The sequence below is a fragment of the Nonomuraea sp. NPDC004186 genome (genome assembly GCF_053603495.1).
Genome location: NZ_JBSGFQ010000016.1, coordinates 116,354 through 137,038 on the forward strand (window position 1 = coordinate 116,354; position 20,685 = coordinate 137,038).

Sequence of the window (20,685 nt, forward strand, 5' to 3'; positions counted from 1 at the left end):
ATCACACCCTCGTCATTCGCAGCGCCAGGTACGGCCGGCTTGGCAGCCCGACGCGCACCCGGTCCCGGTGCACCCCGTCCACCGGAGTGATCGTCATGTTCCAGGCGTCGATCAGCTCCACCTCGTGGTTCCCTTCCGGGAGTTCGACGGTCACGGAGGAGGGCTGCCGGCGCCCCAGGTAGCGCAGGTGCACGCCGTCGCGGCGGGCCTCCATGACCTCGCGCAGGAACGCGATCCTGGCCGGGCTCTGCCCGCGCAGCTCGCCGCCGTTGCCGACCCACGGCCGGCCCGGCCCGCCGGTCACCACCTCGCCGTGCCCGACGTACCCGCCGCGCACCATGCCCTCCCAGAACCGGTCCACCAGCTCGGGCCCGCTGATGTTGCCCCAGCGTTTGCCCGCGTCCCCCTCGTAGGAGATCTCGTCGATCACCACGGGCTTGGGGCACGTACGCAGCCACTCGTCCGTCAGCGTGGCGTCCCAGTGCTGCACGCTCTGGTGCGTCACCCACGGCTTGGTGAAGTCGTACAGGGAGGCGACCTCGTACATCCGCGTCCCGTTGTGGATCGACCGCAGATGCTCGTACGGGTCCAGCCGCACGACGGTCCGCAGCAGGTCGTCCCAGTCGGCGACGGTCTTGGCGTGGTTGAAGTCGTACTCGTTGGCGACCGACCACCACACGTTCCGGTTGGCCGCCAGGCGGGCGACGACGTGGCGCAGGTACGCGTGATCGGCCTCGCGCCCCATGTCCTCCACCCCGCGCAGACCCTCGTCGTACGGGTGGAAGAGGATCACGTCGGCCTCGACCCCGATGTCCCGCAGGTCCCGGATCCGGGCCTCCAGGTGCCGGAAGAACACCGGGTTGAAGCGCGTCTTGTCCAGCCCGCCGGGGTCGTCTCCGGCGAAGGGCACCTCGGGCGGCGCCATCCGCCCGGTCGGCAGCACGCACATGCGGAGCTTGTTGAACGGCGAGGCCGCCAGCGTCCGCAGCGTCTCGCGCTCGCGCTCCTCGTCCATGTCGTGCGTCCAGTGGTAGCAGGTCGTCCCGAACGGCAGGTACGGCGTCCCGTCGGCGTACGCGAAGCCCGTCCCGACGGCCCGCACGGGACCGTGGTTGCCGGCGGACGCGGGCGTCACCTCGAAGCCGCCCGCGTGCCCGTCCAGCTCACTCACGTTGCTGACGGTCGTGAACCGCCACGGACCCACCGCGTCCGGCATGAACCGGACGCGGTAGACACCGTCGCCGTCGTAGAAGCCCTCGGCCTCCACGACGCGGTTGCGGTACTGGTACCGGGCCGACAGGCGAACCTCCGCGAAGGGGTTGCCGCCCGCCGGTCCGGCCAGCTCGATCTCGTGGACGCCCCAGCGCTCCACGGTGTCCGGAAAAATCACCAGTCCTTCCCAGCGGCGGCCTGCGCCTTGATGTAGGCGGGGATGTCCTGCTGCTCGGAGACGGTCAGCGACTGCTCGGCCGTCATGCCGTCACGCAGCACGTGCTGGCGGAAGACCGAGTACAGCGGCAGGTCCCAGAACTCGGTGTTCTGGTAGTTCGACACGGTGGCGTTCTCGCCCCAGTACACGCCCGAGGTGTCGATGCCGGCCAGCTCGGGGACGCTCTTGCCGAAGTTCGACACGACATTGTCGGTCTGCAGGACGGCCTTGATGCCCTGCTTGGACAGCTCGGTCTGGGCCTCCTCCGAGACCAGCCACTTGACGATCTGCAGCGCCTGCTCCTTCTTCGCCGAGGACGGCGGGATGAACGCGGCCCGGGTGTTCGGCTGGTAGATCGCCTTGGAGCCCCGCTTGAGCACCGGGATGGAGGTGACCCCGATGTCGACGTTCTTGGCCTGCTCCTTGAACGACTCCTCGTCCCCGTCCTCGATGAACAGCTCGCTGCCGGCGTACATGTTCAGCCGCGACAGCGTCTCGACCGCCATGGCCAGGTGCCCCGGCCGGCTCATGTCGCCCTTGAAGAAGTCGGTGACGGTGGTGAAGTCGTTGCGCGGGATCTCCAGGAAGCGGTACAGGTTCTCCACGTACTGCTTCCAGCCGTCGCCGCTGATGCTGACCTTGACCTCTTCGGGCTTCGGCTCCTCGCTCGTGGTGGGCTGGAACGGGTAGAGGCCGAGCTGGTTGAACTCCAGGTACTGGTCGGGGTGCTGCATGTAGCCCTTGTAGTGGTCCAGGCCGTCGTCCCTGGTCAGCTTCTTGGCCATGTTGTACGCCTCGTCGTACGTCATGCCGGGCTTGGGGTACTTCACCCCGAACTTGTCGAAGATCTTCTTGTTGTAGAGCAGCACGTGCTCGTCGATGAACAGCGGCACGCCGTAGACCCCGCCGTCGGAGCGCGACTTGACCAGCTCCACGCTGGCCTTGTTGAGCTTGCTCAGGTCGATGCCGGCCTTCTGGAGGTCGGGGGTGAGGTCGCCGACCCAGCCCATCGGCTCCAGGTCGCGGTCGATGCGGGACTTCGGGTCCTCGATGATGATGTCGGGGGTGACCCCGGCGCTCTTGAGGTTCTCGTAGCGCACGGGGAGGTCCCACGTCGCGTACTTGATCTTGACGCCGGGGAACGCGGCCCGCAGCCTGTTCCCGATGATCTCGTCGAAGACCCTGGTCCCCTGCCTGTTCCCGTCGACGCTCGACTCGAACGGCTTGTAGTTGGCGGCGAAGATGAACAGCTCGTCGTCACAGACGCTGAACGGCTGGTTGTACTTGTTGGGGACGTTCTTACACTCCCCAGTCGATGCGCCCGCCGAGGCGTTGGCGGGGGTGGCGACGACGGTCAGAGCGAGCGCGAGCAGCGCGAGCCCGCGGGTCTTGTGGTTCATTGTGACTCCCCCTTGGAAGGCGTGTAGCTGCACTGGCGCACGACATTCCGCCGGACGCCGCTCCTGAATTCGGTGATCGTGTGCTCGGGCCAGTTCGACAGCAGGCCCACGGCGTCACGCAGGTAGGACTCGTTGAAGACGACGTGCCGGATGTTGTTGCGGTTGTAGGAATAGACCATGTGGATGAAGCCGTCGCTGCTCTGCGTCATCACCGGATAGGTGAACTGCGGCCCCGACTGCGCCTCCACGTCGACGGAGTTCTCCCAGGTCCGGCCCTTGTCGGGAGACAGCGACACCCGCATGGGGGAGCGGTGCTCGACCCAGGGGTTGTAGGCCAGCACCAGCTTGCCGTCGTCCAGCTTGAGCGCGGCGATCCGCGAGTTCGGGTTGCCGATGGGCTCGGCCACCGGCGCGCTCCAGGTGCGGGCGAAGTCGGTCGACACGCTCTTGTAGATCGCGCCGTCGCCGGTGCGCATGTAGGCGACCAGCTTGCCCGGCTCCACCTCGACGACCGTCGGCTGGATCGAGCTCTTCGCCGTCCTGATCCAGCTCGTGTGCTCCTCCGGATACGCCTTCCACGTGCTCATGTCCTGGCTGAAGACGTAGAAGCCGGAGCTGGACCCCGCCTCGTCGTAGATCGGCAGCAGTACTTCGCCGTTGGACATGCGGATCGGGTTGGTGCCGACCATCCACCCCCACTCCTTGCGGATGTAGGTCGGCCGGCTCCAGGTGTGGCCGCCGTCGTCCGAGGTGATCAGCCGGATCGGGGCCTGTTCCCAGCCGTGTCCCTCGATCGTCACGAAGAACAGGTAGAGGCGCTTGCCGTCCGACCACAGCACCGGGTTGCCGTCGGCCTTGCCCGGCTCGTCGAACACCACCTCGGGCTTGGACCACGTCTTCTTGTCCACCGCCAGGCGCGACAGGTAGAGCGCCTGGTTGGGCGCACCTTCCGAGGTGCCGCCGTAGTAGACGGTCAGGATGTCGCCCGTCGGCGCCTGCGCGATCGCGGCCGCGTGCACCTTGGGCACGTTCGGGTCGGGGGCGGCCACGTCCTGGCGGCAGGCGTACGAGCCGGTCGGCTCCACCCGCACCACGCCGCCGCCGTCATCGGTGACGTACGACGGGACGGCCACGGCCACCGCCAGCGCGCCGTACAAGATGCTCTGCCTGAATCTCATGGCTGGTCAATCTCCAGATATTTGATGGTCTTCCGCAGGTAGGAAAAGGCGACGTGGAGGCGTCCGCCGCCGCCGTCGATGACGCTCGGGTAGGAGTAGCCGAGCTCGTTCTGCCAGTACTCGGGGTCGGCGTCCTGCAGCACCCGCCGGTGCGGCCACCGGGCGCCGCCGTCCTCCGACACCGCGAGGACCAGCGGGGTGCGCAGCGCCTTCCTGCGCCGCTCCCCGTTCTTGGTCACCCATCTGAACTGGTCGCGCTCCAGGCTCGCGTCGTTGTAGACGAGCGCGAGCCGGCCATCCACCCTCGTGAGCTGGACGGAGGAGTCGTTGTTCGGCAGGTCGGTCCGTTCGGGAGCCGACCACGTACGGCCGTCGGCGGAGGCCGAGGCGTGGACGCGGCCCGCCTTCCGGTCCCTGAACAGCGCGAGCAGCCGGCCGTCCGGCCGCCGCGCGATCGTCATCTGCACCAGGTCGCGGCTGCCGGGGACCGGGTGCTCGGCCCAGGTGAGCCCGCCGTCCGCGCTGACCTCGACGACGCTGCGGTCGCCGGAGGCGCCGCAGTGGTAGGCGGGCAGCAGCCAGGTGCCGTCGTCCAGGATCAGCGGCGGGTGCCGCACGAAGATCCCTGGCTCGGCGAGCAGCACCCGGGGTTCGCTCCACGTACGTCCGGCGTCCGCCGAGGTCCTGGCCACGACGTGCGCGCTCTTCTGGTCGTACGGCTCGCTGGAGGTGTGCAGCAGCCAGAGCAGCCCGTCCGCCTCGAACAGCACCGGGTTCTGCTCGCTGCGCTCCGGGTCGGCGGCGATCACCTGGGGCGGTTCCCAGCGGTCGCCGGTCAGCCGCGACAGCACGACGTCGGTGCCGGGGTGGCCCTCCTCGGGGCCGCTGAACCAGGTGCACAGCAGGTCGCCGCCCCGGGTGCGCAGCAGGTTGGCCGCGTGGTTGTCCGGGCCGTGCGGCGCGGGCAGCAGCGCCTCGCGCGCGCCCGGAAGGTCCGCCGACGGCCTGACGACGCCGTCGAAGCGCGGATCACTCATGCCTTCACCTCCCGTACGTCCGGGTCCGGCACGCCGCGCAGCTCCAGCTCCTCGGCCAGGTGGCAGGCCACCCGGCGGCCCCCGATCTCGCGCAGCGGCGGCGGCTCCGTACGGCAGGTGTCCCTGGCGTACACGCAGCGCGGATGGAACGGGCAGCCCGGCGGCACGTGCGCCGGGTCGGCGATGTCGCCCAGCAGCTTGATCCGCTCCCGGTGCCGCTTGGCCGCCGGGTCCGGGTCGGGCACCGCCGACAGCAGCGCCTCGGTGTACGGGTGCAGCGGCCGCGTGTACAGCTCCTCGGTGGGGCCCTGCTCGACGACCTTGCCGAGATACATGACCGCGACCACGTCCGAGACGTGCTCGACGATGCCCAGGTCGTGGCTGACGAACAGGTAGGCCAGGCCCGAGTCCTCCTGCAGGTCCCTCAGCAGGTTCAGGATCTGGGCGCGGACCGACACGTCCAGCGCGCTCACGGCCTCGTCGGCCACCACCAGCCGGGGTGACAGGGCCAGCGCCCGCGCGATCCCGACCCGCTGCCGCTCGCCGCCGCTGAAGGCGTGCGGGTAGCGGTTGGCGTACTCGGGGCGCAGGCCCACCCGGTCGAGCAGCTCGCCGACACGTTCGTCGATCTCCTCCTTGGAGCCGTACCTGTGCGCGCGCATCGGCTCGCCGATGATCTCGCGCAGGGTCTTGCGCGGGTTGAGCGAGGAGTGCGGGTCCTGGAAGATCATCCGCACCTGCGCCCGGTACGGCTTGAGCTCCTTCTCCTGCAGCCCCGCCACGTCGATGACCGAGCCGTCCGGCTGCCGGTAGAGCATGCGCCCGCCGGTCGGGTCGTGCGCCCGCACGATGCACCGGCCGAGCGTGGTCTTGCCGCAGCCGGACTCGCCGACCAGGCCGAGCGTGCTGCCGGGCTCGATGGCCAGGTCGACCTCGTCCACCGCCTTCACCGCGCCCACCTGGCGGCCCAGCAGCCCGCTGCGGATGGGGAAGTGCTTGGTCAGCCCCTCGATGCTGAGCAGGGGTTCCGTGCTCACGCTTCCTCCTCGTAGAGCAGGCAGGAGACCTCACGGTCGGCCATCGGGACCCGGCGCGGCAGCACGACGTCGCACTTCCCGGCCACGACGGAGTCGCAGCGCGGGTGGAACGGGCAGCCGTCCGGCCGCGCGTACGGCGGGGGCACCATGCCCTTGATGGCCGTCAGCCGGGTCCGCGAGGCCCGTCCGAGCCGGGGCATCGAGCGCAGCAGCGCCCGCGTGTACGGATGCCGGGGCGCGGCCAGCACCTGCTCGGCCGCCCCGTACTCCACGACCCGGCCCAGGTACATGACCGCCATGCTGTCGGCCACCTGCGCGGCCACCCCCAGGTCATGGGTGATCATCATGATCGCCATGCCGAAGTCCGCCTGCAGGTCCCGCAGCAGCTCCAGGATCTGCGCCTGGGTGGTCACGTCCAGCGCCGTCGTCGGCTCGTCGGCGATGAGCAGGCTCGGCCGGCACGACAGCGCCATCGCGATCATCGCGCGCTGCCGCATCCCGCCGCTCAGCTCGAACGGGTACGCGTCCACCCGGCGCTGCGGCATGGGGATGCCGACCCGGTCGAGCATCTCGATCGCGCGCCGCCGGGCGGCGGCCTTGCCGACGTTCTCGTGCAGCCGGACCGCCTCGACGATCTGGCTGCCGATCGTGTGCACCAGGCTCAGCGAGGCCATCGGCTCCTGGAACACCATCGCGATGTCCCGCCACCTGACCTGCCGCAGCAGCCGGCGGTTCGCGCCGACCAGCTCGACGGGGCCGCCCTCACGGTGCAGCGTGATCCGCCCGCCCTCGATGTGGCCCGGCGGGTCCACCAGGCGCAGGATCGAGCGGGCCATGACGCTCTTTCCGCAGCCGGACTCGCCGACGATGGCGAGCGTCTCGCCCTTGCGCACCCGCAGGTCCACGCCGTCCACCGCGCAGACCACGCCGTCGTCGAGCAGGAAGTGGGTGCGCAGGTCCTCGATCTCAAGCAGCACGTCGTCTGCGGCCACGCCGGACCCTCCTGTTCCCGTACGGGTCCGCCGCATCGCGCAGACCGTCGCCGAAGAAGTTCATGGCCACCACGACCACCACCACCGCGACGCCCGGCGCCAGCAGCCAGGGGGCGTTCGCGACCACGCGGATGTTCTGGGCGCCCTCCAGCAGCACGCCCCAGCTCACCGCCGGCGCCTGGAGGCCGAGCCCGAGGAAGCTCAGGCTCGTCTCGCCGAGGATCATGCTCGGGATCGCCAGCGACAGCGACGCGATGATGTGGCTGGCGAACGACGGGATCATGTGCCGGAAGATGATCGACAGCCGGCCCACGCCGTCCAGCCGGGCGGCCATGACGAAGTCCTCCTCGCGCAGCGACAGGAATCGCCCGCGCACGTCCCTCGCCAGCCCGGTCCACCCGATCAGCGACAGGATCACCGTGATGGCGAAATACCTGGTCAGTGGCCCCCAGTCGGTCGGGAGCGCGGCCGAGAGCGCCATCCAGAGCGGCAGCGTCGGGATCGCGATCAGGAACTCGATGACCCGCTGCACGGCGTTGTCCACGCCGCCCCCGAAATATCCGGATATGCCGCCTATGAGCATGCCGAGTAAGAAGCTGGCCGCGACCCCCACCAGGCCGATCGACAGCGACACCCGGGCCCCGTGGATGAGCCTGGACAGCAGGTCGCGCCCGTTCTGGTCGGAGCCCAGCAGGAAGACCGGCTCGCCCTTGGTGACCGGGCCGATCAGGTGGAGGTCCGACGGGATCAGGCCCAGCAGCTCGTACTCGTCGCCGTGCACGAACAGCCCGACGTCGATCCGCTGCCCGGGGTCCTCGGTGTAACGCTGCTCGTACGTCTTCGGGTCGCGCTCGGTGCGGTAGCCGTGCACGTACAGGCCGAGGTCGCCCGAGAAGCGCAGCACCTGCGGCGGCGCGTACGTCATCGACGTGTTCGCGGTCGAACTGGACATCGGCGCGAAGAACTCCGCGAAGATCGCCACGAAATACACCGGCACCAGGATGGCCATCCCGGCCAGCGCGAGCCGGTGCCTGCGGAACTGCCGCCACATCAGCCGCCACTGCGGCAGCGTTCCCACTTCCTTGGTCGGTCGCCTGAGGAACATGCGGCGCTACTCTCTCTTGTACCGTTTACGGATTCGCGGGTCCCACCACGCCAGCGCCAGGTCGCTCAGCACGGTTCCGATCACGGTCAGCGTGCTGAGGATCATGATGAAGCTGCCGACCAGGTACATGTCCTGGTTCATGACGCCGTTGAGCAGCAGCGGGCCGCCGGTCGGCAGGCTCATGACCACCGACACGATCGTCTCCCCGCCGATCAGGCCGGGCAGCAGCCAGCCGACCGTGCTGAAGAACGGGCTGAGCGACATCCGCACCGGATACTTCAGCAGCAGCTTCCACTCCGGCAGGCCCTTGGCCCTGGCCGTGTGCACGTACGGGCGGTAGAGCTCGTCCAGCAGGTTCGCCCGGGTCACCCGGATCATGCCGGCGGTGCCCGACACGCCGATCACCACGATCGGCACCCACAGGTGGCCGAGCAGGTCGAGGACCTTGCCCAGGTTCCAGGCGGCGTCCTGGAACTCGGGGGAGAACAGGCCGCCGACGCTCTGGCCGAAGAAGCGGAAGCCGACGTACATGAGGACCAGCGCCAGCATGAACTCCGGCACCGCCATGCCGATGAACCCCAGGAACGAGAAGCCGTAGTCGCCCCACGAGTACTGCTTGACCGCGCTGTAGATGCCGATCGGGAACGCGATCGCCCAGACCATGAGCAGCGAGCTGATCGACAGCACCGCCGACAGCGCGACCCGCTCGCCGATGAGCGTGGAGACCGCCTGATTCCAGGCAAACGATTGACCAAAATCACCGTGCAGGAGGATCGCCGTGATCCAGCGCCAGTACTGCAGCAGGAGCGGGTCGTCGAGGCCGTACCGGTGCCTGAGGTTGGTGATCTCCGCAGGGGTGAGGCCCTCGCCGCCGGCCTGCGCGTTGGCCACGAGCGTCGAGACGTAGTCGCCCGGCGGCAGGTTGATGATGACGAACGTGACGATCGAGATCGCCCAGAGCGTCACCACCACGTACACCAGGCGGCGGCCGAAGTATCCCAGCACGTCGGCTCCTCAGAGGGAGTACTGCTCGGGCTGGGTCGGCCCGGGGGTGGTGGGTGCGCCGGCCATCGAGTCGGGCACGTTCTTGAAGCTGTTCGACACGATGCCGTACTCGTCCGGGTACGTGCTGATCCCGATCGCGTAGAACTGCTGCGCCGCGATCTCGATCACCTTCCTGGCGGACTCGATCGCCCTGGTGGTGTCGGGCTCGGTGCGCATCGTGGTGAATGCCTCCAACTGGTCGCGCACCTCCTTGGGCGGCTCGTCGCCGGCCTTGCCCTTGCTGCCGTACCACTGCGCCCAGCGGATGGCGTAGCGGGCGCTGCCGGAGTTGCTCGGCACGTAGTAGTGGTCGCCGCCGGTGCCCGTGATGATGTCGAAGTCGCTGCAGGTGTACGTGGAAACCTGCGGCTGGTTCGCCATCGTGCGCTCGGTGAACAGCGTGCCCGCGACCGGGTCCACCCGCAGCCCGACCCCCACCGCCTCCCAGCCCTTCTTGACGAACTCCAGCGCCTCGGTGTGGTGCGGGAACTCGGTGCTGGCCATGACCGTGACGATCAGCGGCTTGCCGTCGGGGCCCAGGCGCTTGCCGTCGGCGTCCTTCTTGGTCAGCCCGGCCTTGTCGAGGTGCTCGTTCGCCTTCGCCGCGTCGAACTCGGTGTACTGCTTGGCGAACGCCTCGTCATAGACCACGTTCCGTTTGGACGGCGCGGCCTGCCACGGCTCGCCCTGGCCCGCGTACACGCCGTCGATGATCTCCTTGCGGTTGATCGCGTACGACAGCCCGATCCTGAAGTCCCTGTTCTGGAACAGCTTGCGCAGCTCGTCGTCCGCGATGTTCTGGTTGAACTGGATGATCATCGTGTTGCTGAGCCGGCTCGGCACGTCGAACAGCCGGTACTTGCCCTTGGCGGCGTTCTGGGAGACCAGCGGCTTGTTCTCCGGCGTGTTGAAGTTGCGCAGCTGCATGCCGATCTCGCCGTTCATGATCTTCAGCAGCTCGACCTGGACGTCGCCCAGCACCTCCGCCCGGTAGCGGTCGATGTACGGGAGCTGGCGCCCCTGCTGGTCGACCTTCCAGTAGTACGGGTTGCGCTCGGCCACCAGCGCCGTGCCCTTGCCGATCGGGCTGCTCACCTTCCAGGCGTGCAGCGTGGGCTGGTCGGCGTTGTGCCACGGGTCCTGCTTCTGCATGAACAGCTGCGTCCAGTCCTCCAGCTGCTCGTCCTTGGCCAGCTGGTCGACGTCCGGGTTGTACTTCTTGTGGAACTGCTTGAGGTAGTGCTTGGGCAGCAGGAACCCGATCGGGCCGGGCCGCTCGAACGTCGCGACCGCGATCTGGAACAGCAACCCCGCCTTCGGCTCCTTGTAGACGTAGCGGACGGTCCGGTCGTCCACCTTCTCGACCTTCACCCGCTCGGTGGTGCTGCCGTTCTCCAGGTAGAGGTCGTAGATGCCGGTGGTGTGCAGGTCGTGGTACGTGGCCACGTCCTCGAAGGCGAACATCAGGTCGTCGGCGGTGCACGGCTGGCCGTCCGACCACTTGAGGCCCTCGCGCAGGCGGAAGACGTATTCCCGGCCCCCGTTCTTGACCTCGAACTCCGCCACGTTGGCCACGATGTCGTCAGGGCCCTTCTGGCCGTTCGTGCCGGGCTTGAGCCTGACCAGGGGCTCGTACCCGAGGGTGTTGGTCAGCCAGTCGATGTCGTCGTCGCCGACGAGGGCCGAGGCCCAGGTGCCGCCGTACCTGCCCGGTTCCTTCAGCGGCGTGACGACGAGGGGGTTCTTCGGCAGGCGCTGCTCCAGCGGCGGCAGCTTGCCGCTCTTGACCAGCTGCGCCAGCGCCGGGGACTCCTTGGCGGACATGTCGGCGGCCTGGACGGCGCCGCCGGTGTCGGGGCTGGTGTCGAGGAAGCTGCAGCCAGTGGCGGTGGTCAGCAGGAGAAGGCCGCCGCCGCGGAGGAGGTTCCTCCTCGTGAACGGTTGGTGGGTCATGGGGGGTACTCCAGTTCTAACGATTGACCTTCACCAGGCTGAACCTGGCCGTGGTGTAGGCGTGGACCGCGTTCGCCTCCTGGTTCCCGTCGACGGCGAGGCCGATGTAGAACCGGCCGGTCCGCATCGCGATGCGCTCGTAGCCGATGCGGTCCCAGTTCAGCGAGTTGGACGACAGGAAGGCCTCGAACTCGTTGTCCCCGGTCAGCAGGCTCCGGCAGACCAGGCGCAGCCAGTACGGCTTCTTCGGGTTCAGCGGGTCCTCGCCGGCGGCCGGCCAGATGCCGACGCTGGGCTGCTTGCCGTTCGAGGCGACCCTGATGGCCTTGGCGCGCATGCCGGCACCGTCGTCACCGCTCGCGGACAGACCGATGCCGGCCAGCATGAACGGTGAGTTCGGCGCGAGGTCCTGACGCACCATGATGCCCGCGACGGCGTCGACGTGCCCCATGCTGATGCTGTCCACCCGCGCGGTGATCTCGATGACCTCGCCCCGCTGGCTGAACCCGACGGCCTGATAGGCGAAGTGGAAGGAGTCCTTCCAGCCCGCGATCTTCCCGGAGCCCTTCAGCGTGAACACGCCGTCCTTCAGCGCCGTGCTCCCGGGGATGGCCACCTCGCCGATGTCCTTCGCCGTCCACGGCTTGTGGGTCATGGTGCGGGTGACGTGGATCGGCACCAGCGACGAGGTGGTCGCCGACCCCGTGCTGTCGGTCGCGCGCGCCGTCAGGGAGTAGGTGCCGTCGGTCGCGTCCGCCCAGGTCGCCTGGTACGGCGCCGCGGTGGCCTCGCCGATCTTCTTGTCGCCGTGGAAGAACTCGACCTTGGCGATGGACGCGCCGTCGAGGGCCTTGGCGTCGGCCTGGACGACGACGGACTGCTGGTCCGTGTCCGCCGCGAACACCTGGTCGATCTTGGGGGAGAGGATCGCCACCTCGGGGTTGCGGGCCCCGGCTCGCTGGATGGAGTTCAGGTAGCGCTCCAGGTTCGTGTACCCGCTGCCGTCCACCGTCTTGGCGTCGTCGGCGTTCTCCGGGTTCAGCCCCTGGGCGGTCTCCCACTCGTCCGGCATGCCGTCGTGGTCGCTGTCGGCGGGAGCGGGCGCCTCGGGCGGCGCCGGCAGCCAGCCGCCCACGTCCTTCTGGGAGTTGATGTGGCGCCCCGTGCCGGTGCGCGCCTCGTTGATCAGCCTGGCGTCGATGGAGTCCCGTCGCGGCAGGGTGGCTCCGGCCTGTTCCAGGACCGTCGCGAACGCCTGCTGCGCGGGCTGCTCCGTGATGCCGTTCTCGAACTCCACCGGCCTGGGCCGCAGCGTGATGCCGCCGGTCGGGTAGGTGATGCCGAGCGTGTTGTCGGCCGTGAGGTCGGCGTGGCCCTCGACCGTGTTGCCGCTGACGTGCCACTCGCCGAACCGGCCGGGGGCCACGATCGTCCTGGCGATCGGGGGCAGCGTGTTGGGGCCGGGCTTGTAGTAGTTGCCGATGATGTTGATGCCGTTGGCCCACTCGCCGCCGTAGCAGGTCGTGATCCCGGGGTTGTAGATCACGTTGTTGCGGTGGTCCACCACCAGGCTCATGCCCTCGGTGAAGCTGAAGCGCGGGTTGCGGCCGTTCTCGTGGATGAGCAGGTTGTGGTGGTAGGTGATGGTGTCGCCGCCCCACAGGCCGCCCATGCCGTGCCGGCCCTTGGGGTGCACCGAGTTCACCAGGCCCTCGGAGATGATGCACCACTGGACGGTCACGTTGGTGTTGCCGTAGACGGAGAAGCACTCGTCCACACCCCAGCTGAAGGAGCAGTGGTCGATGATGATGTCCCGCACGCCACGGGCGCCGAAGGTGTCGATGGCGGTGCCGAGTTCGTCGCCGCCGCGGAAGCGCAGGTGGCGCAGGATGATGTTGCTGCCCTTGATCTGCGTCTCGTTGCCGATGACGGTGATGCCGTGACCGGGGGCGGTCTGGCCGGCGATGGTGAGGTTCGAGCCGGTGATGTCGAGGCCGCCCTTGATCTTGATGTTCCCGGCGACCCGGAAGACGACCGTCCCGTCGGACTTCGCCACCGCCTCACGTAAGGACCCGGGGCCGTCGTCGTCGAGGGTGGTCACCTCGTACACGGCGCCGCCCCGGCCGCCGGTGGTGTACATCCCGGCCCCCTCGGCGCCGGGGAAGGCGGGCACACCCTTCGCCTTCACCTTCGGCGCGACGGTGGGCGTGGGGCTCGGGCTGGGCGGTGCCGCCACGCCGGAGGTGCCCGCCCATGCCACGGCGGGCGGAACCAACGCCGCGGACCGCACGAAATCCCGGCGACTGAATTCTGATTGCTGGCGATCGAAGCCTTCGGCCTCGCTCATGCGAAACGCTCGCTTTCTGCCCCGAATAGACAGGGCTGTGCCGTCTTTCGGCACGACTCCGGACCACGCTGTCGCTAAGTGAGAATTTTTATTCAGCCATGAATGGAGTGGATTCATCACATCGTGAACGACGCCGTTGTGACTGTCAAGAGCGCTTTCCAACCCGCCAGATCCAGCGTCAACCCCCGCAACGGGCCCACCCGAACCCGCCCACCCACCTCACACCGCCCCCAGCCGCCCGGCCCGCCCCGCCCTCACGAGCCCGACGTCGTCCGCCCTCACGAGCCTGAGGCCCTCACGAGCCTGAGGCCCTCACGAGCCTGAGGCCCTCACGAGCCTGAGGCCCTCACGAGCCCGACGCCTTTGGGCGCGCACGCCGACGGCCTCCGTCACGCGGGATCGCCGACCCGCCACCCAAACCCGGTGGCCTCCTGCCCCTAAGCCCGGCAATCTCCGCCGCCCAGCCTGGCGACCTGCAGCACAACGCTGAACGGCCCCCGCCGCCCAAGCCCGGCACACCTCCGGCACGCAAGCCCGACGACCTCCGCCACCCAAGGCTGAACGACCCCCCGCCGCCCAAGCCCGGCACACCTCCGGCACGCAACCCCGGCGGCCCCCTCCGGCATACAAGCCAGGCGACCTCCGCCGCGCAAGACCTACGGCCCCTCCGGCACGCGGGTGCGGCTCGGCGCACGATACACGGCCCCAGCCGGCTCCTCACCGGCCCTCAGGCAGCCGCGCCCAACTGAGCCCCAGCAAGACCGCCCCCAGCAAGACCGCCCCCAGCAAGACCATCCCCTGACCAGGCGAAGGTCAGTCCTTAAGGAGTTGCTCAGCCACACCCACATCCGTGATGAGCGTGTTCACCCACCCCCCACGCAGCGCCGCCCGAATGGCCGCCGTCTTCCGGCGACCCCCCGCGATGGCGATCCGCCGCGGCACCCGCAGCAGATCAGCCGCCGAGATGCCAAGAATGCGTTCCTCGAGCGGCGACGCGATCAGCCGCCCCTCGGCGTCGAAGAAGCGCAGGCACACGTCACCCACCGCCCCCAACTCCCGCAACGTCTCGAAGTCCTCCTCCGAGATGGCGTTGCCGCTGTCACGCAGCAGCGGCGACGGATCCAGGCTCCCGATCCCCACCAGCACCGTGGTCAACCGCGACCAGGCATCCACGACCTGCCGTACGACGTGATCGTCCGAAAGCGCCTGCCGGGCGGCCGCGGACCCGACCAGGCCGGGCGCGGGCAGGAAGACGGGCTCGGCGCCCGTGAGATCGGCCAGATGGGCGGCCAGACGGGTGGCCTGGACCTGCGCGGATCCCTTGCCCACCCCGCCGATGAGCTGGACGACCTCCTCCGCCACCTGCACCGGACGGCGCTGCATGGCCTCCACCGTGGCCAGCAGGCTGGCGCTCCAGGACGAGATGCCCAGGTGCTCGCCGCCGATCAGCGTGGCGTCCAGGTACGTGGCGCCTGCCGAGCCCAGCGCGGCCACCACGTCGTGGTTGTCGCCGGTGGCGTCCACGACGATGATCTGCTCCACGCCGTACTTGCGCTCGAGGTCCTCCTCCAGTAACGCGTGCACGCCGCTGGGCACCACGACCACCGTGCGTACGATGCCGATCTCCGCGGCCTCCTTGAGCAGCCGCGACACCCGCGGCTGCGAGATGCGCAGCTGCGCCGCGATCTGCGGCTGGCGCACCCCGTGCTCGTGGTAGAGGCGGGCGACCCGCACCAGGAGCCGCATGCGTTCCGACTCCTGGCTGAGCCGGCGACCGCTGAACCTCATGGGCTCACCGCCGGAGCGGCCCTTCTCGAACTGACTGTCAGCTCCCACGATCGCTGGCCTCCGCTTCGGCTCCGCCGCTCATGCTGGTCCGGTGGCGAGCCCGGGCCACTGCCGAGTGCCATTCTGCTAGCCCGCGGCCACGCTCGCACCACGATGCCCCGGGTACGTGGCACGCGCCACGACCCGCCACCCAGGACAGCACCCGACGGGACCGTACACCGACCGCGCCACCGCCACCCCCGCCGGCTCTACCCAACGGCCACGCCGCCACGGCGCCGTCGCCCCGCTGCCCGGTTGCCGCAGCCGCCCCAGCACCGTCCCTCCACACCCGGATCGCCGTGGACGGTCCGGCACCACCGAACGGCCCCTTCGAGGTCGTCGGCCCAGCACCGTCGCCCTGCACCCAGGTCGCTGTCGCCCGTCCGGCATCGCGGAAGGGCCCGTTCGACGTGATTGGTCGAGCGCCGTCGGCCCGCTTCCAGGCCGCCATCGCTCGTCCATTACCGCCGAAGGGCCCGTTCGACGTGGTCGGTTCAGAACCATCGGCCCGCGGCCCGTTCGACCTGGTCGGCGCCGCGCCGAGGCCGCCGAGCGACCCCAGCTTCGTGTGCAGCCCACTCCTCCGGCCCAGGGTCGCGAGCCGGGCGAGCCCCGCCCGAGCCGCAGACCGCCGGCAGGGTGCCCGACCGCCCCACTCCGGCCCCCGCCCCCGAGCGTCAGCGAGCCCACGTCGCACCCCTCCCTCCCACCATCGCGCCTACCGCCGGGCGAAGGCCTGGAGCTTCGCGAAGAAGTCCTCGAAGATGAACCGCGCGTCGATCGAGTCGTACGTACGGATCGCCCGATTTTCGAGGGAGAAGTCGTACGACCCGTCGTGGCGGAAGTTCGGGGCGGGGCGCTCCACCCACGTCCCGCAGTCGGGATGGAGCATCAGCCCGATCGCGGGCGAATCGCCGAGCGCGCGGAACTCGATCGACGGCCCGCTGTGCTGCTCGTTCCACTCGACGAGCTGGCGCACGAGGTACTCGCCGATCTCGCCGTACGGCGCCACCTTCGCGTCGAGCTCGGCGTATCCGACCGCCGTCATCCGGTACGTCGGCGCCGGGACCTGCCAGACCTTGACCGCCGAGGAGAACACGACATTGGCCGCCACGATGTCGTTGGACAGGTTGAACTCCGGCCGGGCGGGCAGGCCGCCGCGCCCGTCGTACCCGTTGCCGCCGATCCAGATCACGGTCACGTCCCGCTCGGCGATGCGCGGCTCCAGGAGCAGGGCCGAGGCCATGTCGGTCAGCGGGCCGAGGAAGGCCACGTACAGCGGCTCGGGGACGTCCCGCATGGCCTCTTCGATGATCAGGTCCGCGCCGGGCGACGGGACCGGGGTGACCACGTCGGGCAGCGCATACGGGGCGCCGTCCTCGACCCTGACCGTGCCGTCGAGCTTCATCAACCGCAGCAGCAGGTCGATTTCCGCGCGGCTTTCCTCCAGGCTCGACCGGGTGCGGCGATTGCCGAAATGCGCGGCGATCAGCCCGCGAATATCGAGGCTCGGTGAGAGCAGGGCGTGCACGATGGCGAATTGGTCGTCCGCCTCGTTTTTGGCGTCGGTGTTGACGATCACTCTGCGCCGGTGGGAAAAGGTACGGCCCGCCATGCACACCCTTCCATCTATCTTGAATATCTATTCAAGTACGTATCTATATTCCGATATTAGGTTGTGACATTTGTGGTGTCAAGGTCCCAGAGGATGACGGACAGCGCGAACGGCGAGATGGTGTGGTCGTCGTGCGTGGCGTCCTCAAGGAGATCCCACCGTCCGTGCTCGGGCCGCCCGCCGGCGAGCAGCGCCACCCGGTCGCGTACCGGGGCCTGGTAGACGCGGTGCCCGACCCCGTTGAAGCAGCACTCGTCGAACCGGTTGAGGATCTGCACCTGCCCACGCCCCGGACCGACGGACGCCAGCACGTACATGTCGAGGAAGTCGTCGGAGGTGGCGGCGTAGAAGCCGGGCAGCGCCTCCTTGGTCTGCTCCCAGTCGCCGGTCGTGGGGCGCGGCTTCGGCGAGGCGGGACGCAGGAAGAACGGCAGCGACCCGGCCGTGGGATAGCTGCGGGTGACGCGCGGGTCCAGCGCCGCGAACACCGTCGTCGCCCAGCCCCCGCCCGACAGGCCGATCATCTCGACGGAGGCCGGCCGGTACGTGGCCTGCGCGTAGTTGAGGGTGATCGTGAGCGGTTCGAGGAAGAAGGTCAGGGCGGAGAACTCGGTGCTCTCCCAGGGCGGGAGCTCGCGGTGGGAGGGGTTCGGCAGCAGCTTCGCCGGGTCCTTGGGGTCGGCGATCTGCTGCTGGTTCCAGTGCTGGAACGGCATCGCGTACGCCATCACCCGATAACCGCGGTCGAGCAGGGCCTGGACGGTGCGGAGCATGGTGTCGAACGGCTCGCCGTGGCCGTTGTGGTAGAGCGCGAGGCGCCGGTTCCAGGCGCGGCGCGGGACGATGTCGTACACCTTGGCCGAAACCTGGTAGCCCAGGGGGACCGTCAGCCGGTCGATCCGGCGAACACCCGTCAGGGAGGCGAAGTCAGGAGCCGGCACGTCGGTCTCGACGGTGGGGAGCGTCTTCGGCTGCCCCGCGCCCTTCCAGATGTAGTCGATCATGCCCTTACGTTTGGCGGCGATGTCGGCGGCCGACGCGATTCCGATCAGCGGCTCGATGTCGACGCCTGCGACGGCGGGCGGCAGCGTCTTGTACTCGGGCCCGAACCTGGCCGCCACCTCCTGATTGACCGGCGCCACCGGCCGCGGCGCCCCCTTCCCCCCGCGCACCCCCTCATCCAGCCCACCCGTTCCCGCCGCACTCCCGCTCCCGGCCGCACTCTCGACCCCGGCCGCGCTCCCGGCGCGGCCCACGACCCCGGCCCCCGCACCGGTACGACTCGCCGCCTCGGCCGGCCCCGTGACGACGGCCGCCCCGATACCACCCAGCACCCCGCCCAGCAGAGCACGCCTACTCGCCAACTTGTCCATCTCATCCATTCCTTCCACTACGTCAAACCCGTGATCTCAGCACCCGCCACCACCCCGACCCGGTTACCGGGAGGCGCACTGCCCTGGCTCAGTGGTCGGAGCCGTATCGCCCCGATCCGATGGCCGGGATGCGCCGCCTTGGCCCGGTGGCCGGGAGGTGCACCTCCCTGGCTCGTTCTCTGGGAGGCGTGTCGCCTTGGTTCGGTGGTCGGGAGGTGCACCGCCTTGGTCTGGCGGCCAGGAGGCGCACCGCCCTGGTCCGGTGGCCGGGGTGCACCGCTCCGGTCCGGTGGCCCGGAGAGGTACCGCGGCGGTCCTTTCGCCAGGAGAGCGCATCGCCTTGGTTCGGTGGCCGGAGGTGCGCCGCTGCCCGGCTCAGCGTGGCCGGGGGTTCCAGCCGCCCAGGACGAACGACGGGTCGCTCCACTTCTCCGCCTCGGCGGTCGTCAGCTGGCGGGAGCAGGGCAGCCGTTGCGCGGTGTCGATGGCGCGGCCGGTGGTGAGGTCGGTGCTGCCGTACTCCCAGAAGGAGAGAGTCTGTGCCTGCGCGCAGTCGTTCGGGTCGATGGCCCAGCCGACAGGGGCGATGTGGCCGTCCATCTCGGTGTCGATGAACACCGCCTGGCTGTGCGTGAACCGCCACACGGCGCTGCGGCTCAGCACCACCGAGCCGTCCGGTACGCCAGGGGCGCGCGTCAGCTTGGTGCGGACGAACACCGCGCCCGGCCGGGTCGCGTCGTTGCGGCTCTGCGAGATGTAGCCGGCGTCCGTCGACTCCAGCACCGAGTCCTGGATGAACACCGTGCCGGTGCCCCACACGAAGTCGGTGTCGCCGCTGATCCGGCTGCCGGTGACGAACCCCTTGCCCTGCAGGCGCAGGGTGTCCTGGTGGCTGCGCAGGTCCACGCGTTCGAGTGCGATCCGCTCGTTGTTGCCCCGGAACGCCTCCGCCTGCGAGCCGCCGTCGGGGGTCGTGTTGTGAAGTGTGAGGTTCTGAATCCGGAAGTCCGCCGCGTCCACCCCGAACATGGCCCGCCAGCAGTTGTGCAGGTCCGAGGTCTCCAGCACGCGGCGCGGGCACACATCGGCGGGGCCGCCCTGGCGAAGTGCGGCGTCGCCATTGCGCAGATCGTTGTTGGCGTACTGGATCACGGTCCGGCCCGCGCCCGCCCCGCGCACGGTGATGTGCGGCCGGTCCTCGCGTACGTAGACGATCTCGGTGTAGACACCCGGCCGTACGTCGATCGTCACAGGCGACTGATTGCCGGTCGGCACGGCATCGATGGCACCCTGCACCGTACAGAAGTCCCCGGTCCCAGTCCCGGAAACCGTCAGGTGCCGGCTCTGAACCCCCCGCTTCCGGGTTTTGAAGCCCCACTTTCCGGCTTCCTGCATCCCGCCGAACCCCGTGAACACCTCGGGGTCGACGGTGACGTAGTACTCCTGCCCGTACTCGAGCTGCCGGTGCAGGTACACGTCGGCCACATTGCCGTCGATCATGATCGATTCGTACGAGAAGTCGTGCGGCAGGCCCGTGTCGGAGACGGCGGCGCCGATGTTCTTCTTGTCGGCCTTGGCCGCGGCGGCTTCGACCCGATCGACCAACGCGCCGTCGGTGACCCGGCGCACCTCGATCGCGCCAGAGGAACCCAGGGTCGGGGGTGCCGGGAAGCTGATCTTCAACGGCGCGTCCACGCAGGTCCCCCTCGCCCGCCCGGGCACCGAAAATCCCACCCCCGCTCCATCGTCAGTGTCTGGTCCGCCGAGGGTTCCCGCCGCATTGGGCACATCCCGTCCGCTGAGGGCCCCCGCTCCATCGTCAGTGTCTGGTCCGCCGAGGGTTCCCGCCGCATTGGGCACATCCCGTCCGCTGAGGGCCCCCGCCCCATCGGCCGCGGTTGGTTCCGTGAGGGTTCCCGCTGCCTCGGTCGTGCTTGGTCCGTTGACGCTTGCCGCCCCGATGGCGGCTGCGGCTCCGCTGGTCGTCGCTCTGTCGACGGCGGCGTTGGCTCTGCTGGTGGTCGTCCTGGCGGTGGTGGGTGAGGTGTTGCTGGTGGTCGTCCTGGCGGTGGTGGGTGAGGTGTTGCTGGTGGTCGTCCTGGCGGTGGTGGGTGAGGTGTTGCTGGTGGATGCGGTCTCGGCGCTGGCTAGGGGGGTCGTTCCCGGGGAGGTGAAGGGTGGGGGAGTGGGGGATAAGGCGAGCGCTGCGGTGAGGAGCGCGGTGATCGGGGCCTTCACATTCACCTCTCTGAGAGCGAATGGATAGTTGGCTTTGAATATATATGTAGACGTCTCGACAAGATCGGTCAAGAGCGGGAGGTCTTGTCGGTTCGTGGGGGTTCGTGGCA

Annotated in this window: 15 protein-coding genes; 1 reads left to right on the plus strand and 14 read right to left on the minus strand. The window is 69.3% G+C overall.

The window, feature by feature from the left end; all coding sequences use genetic code 11:
- Position 1: 1 nt before the first annotated feature.
- The 14 genes from ACWEPL_RS16015 to ACWEPL_RS16080 all read right to left on the minus strand — a co-directional run bounded on the left by ACWEPL_RS16015 (position 2) and on the right by ACWEPL_RS16080 (position 20,032).
- Positions 2–1,390 (minus strand): DUF5060 domain-containing protein, encoded by a 1,389-nt coding sequence (locus tag ACWEPL_RS16015; protein ID WP_452436571.1) that lies wholly within the window; start codon positions 1,388–1,390, stop codon positions 2–4.
- The gene (locus ACWEPL_RS16020; protein ID WP_363966749.1) at positions 1,387–2,829 is read right to left on the minus strand and encodes an ABC transporter substrate-binding protein; all 1,443 of its coding nucleotides are present in this window, start codon (positions 2,827–2,829) and stop codon (positions 1,387–1,389) included. The genes ACWEPL_RS16015 and ACWEPL_RS16020 overlap by 4 nt, the downstream gene beginning before the upstream one ends.
- Positions 2,826–4,007, minus strand: coding sequence for a sialidase family protein (locus tag ACWEPL_RS16025; protein ID WP_452436572.1), 1,182 nt, complete (start codon positions 4,005–4,007; stop codon positions 2,826–2,828). Before ACWEPL_RS16025 ends, ACWEPL_RS16020 begins: the two co-directional genes overlap by 4 nt.
- On the minus strand, positions 4,004–5,044 hold the full coding sequence (locus ACWEPL_RS16030) for a sialidase family protein (RefSeq protein WP_452436573.1): 1,041 nt from the start codon (positions 5,042–5,044) through the stop codon (positions 4,004–4,006). Before ACWEPL_RS16030 ends, ACWEPL_RS16025 begins: the two co-directional genes overlap by 4 nt.
- Positions 5,041–6,081: an ABC transporter ATP-binding protein gene (locus tag ACWEPL_RS16035; RefSeq protein ID WP_363966743.1), complete on the minus strand. Its 1,041-nt coding sequence runs from the start codon at positions 6,079–6,081 to the stop codon at positions 5,041–5,043. Before ACWEPL_RS16035 ends, ACWEPL_RS16030 begins: the two co-directional genes overlap by 4 nt.
- A complete protein-coding gene (locus tag ACWEPL_RS16040; protein ID WP_355201091.1) occupies positions 6,078–7,073 on the minus strand; it encodes an ABC transporter ATP-binding protein in 996 nt (331 codons plus the stop codon). Before ACWEPL_RS16040 ends, ACWEPL_RS16035 begins: the two co-directional genes overlap by 4 nt.
- Entirely contained in the window at positions 7,048–8,178 is a 1,131-nt protein-coding gene (locus ACWEPL_RS16045) for an ABC transporter permease (RefSeq protein ID WP_355201089.1), read from the minus strand. Before ACWEPL_RS16045 ends, ACWEPL_RS16040 begins: the two co-directional genes overlap by 26 nt.
- A gap of 6 nt (positions 8,179–8,184) precedes the next feature.
- Positions 8,185–9,183 carry an ABC transporter permease gene (locus ACWEPL_RS16050; protein WP_363966739.1) on the minus strand — a complete coding sequence of 333 codons (999 nt, stop codon included), beginning with the start codon at positions 9,181–9,183 and terminating at the stop codon, positions 8,185–8,187.
- Positions 9,184–9,192: 9 nt separating this feature from the next.
- Complete coding sequence (locus ACWEPL_RS16055; RefSeq protein WP_452436574.1) at positions 9,193–11,175, minus strand: ABC transporter substrate-binding protein; 1,983 nt, start codon at positions 11,173–11,175, stop codon at positions 9,193–9,195.
- A 16-nt stretch (positions 11,176–11,191) separates the two neighbouring features.
- Positions 11,192–13,435 (minus strand): Ig-like domain-containing protein, encoded by a 2,244-nt coding sequence (locus tag ACWEPL_RS16060; RefSeq protein WP_452436575.1) that lies wholly within the window; start codon positions 13,433–13,435, stop codon positions 11,192–11,194.
- Between the two features lie 900 nt (positions 13,436–14,335).
- On the minus strand, positions 14,336–15,358 hold the full coding sequence (locus tag ACWEPL_RS16065; protein ID WP_363966733.1) for a sugar-binding transcriptional regulator: 1,023 nt from the start codon (positions 15,356–15,358) through the stop codon (positions 14,336–14,338).
- Positions 15,359–16,067: 709 nt separating this feature from the next.
- Positions 16,068–16,964, minus strand: a complete 897-nt coding sequence (locus ACWEPL_RS16070) for a nucleoside hydrolase (RefSeq protein WP_449953276.1) — start codon at positions 16,962–16,964, stop codon at positions 16,068–16,070.
- A gap of 56 nt (positions 16,965–17,020) precedes the next feature.
- Positions 17,021–18,337: a hypothetical protein gene (locus ACWEPL_RS16075; protein WP_452436576.1), complete on the minus strand. Its 1,317-nt coding sequence runs from the start codon at positions 18,335–18,337 to the stop codon at positions 17,021–17,023.
- Between the two features lie 375 nt (positions 18,338–18,712).
- The gene (locus tag ACWEPL_RS16080; RefSeq protein WP_452436577.1) at positions 18,713–20,032 is read right to left on the minus strand and encodes a pectinesterase family protein; all 1,320 of its coding nucleotides are present in this window, start codon (positions 20,030–20,032) and stop codon (positions 18,713–18,715) included.
- Positions 20,033–20,279: 247 nt separating this feature from the next.
- Here ACWEPL_RS16080 and ACWEPL_RS16085 point away from each other — a divergent pair, with 247 nt between their 5' ends.
- Positions 20,280–20,603 (plus strand): hypothetical protein, encoded by a 324-nt coding sequence (locus tag ACWEPL_RS16085; protein ID WP_452436578.1) that lies wholly within the window; start codon positions 20,280–20,282, stop codon positions 20,601–20,603.
- Positions 20,604–20,685: the final 82 nt, after the last annotated feature.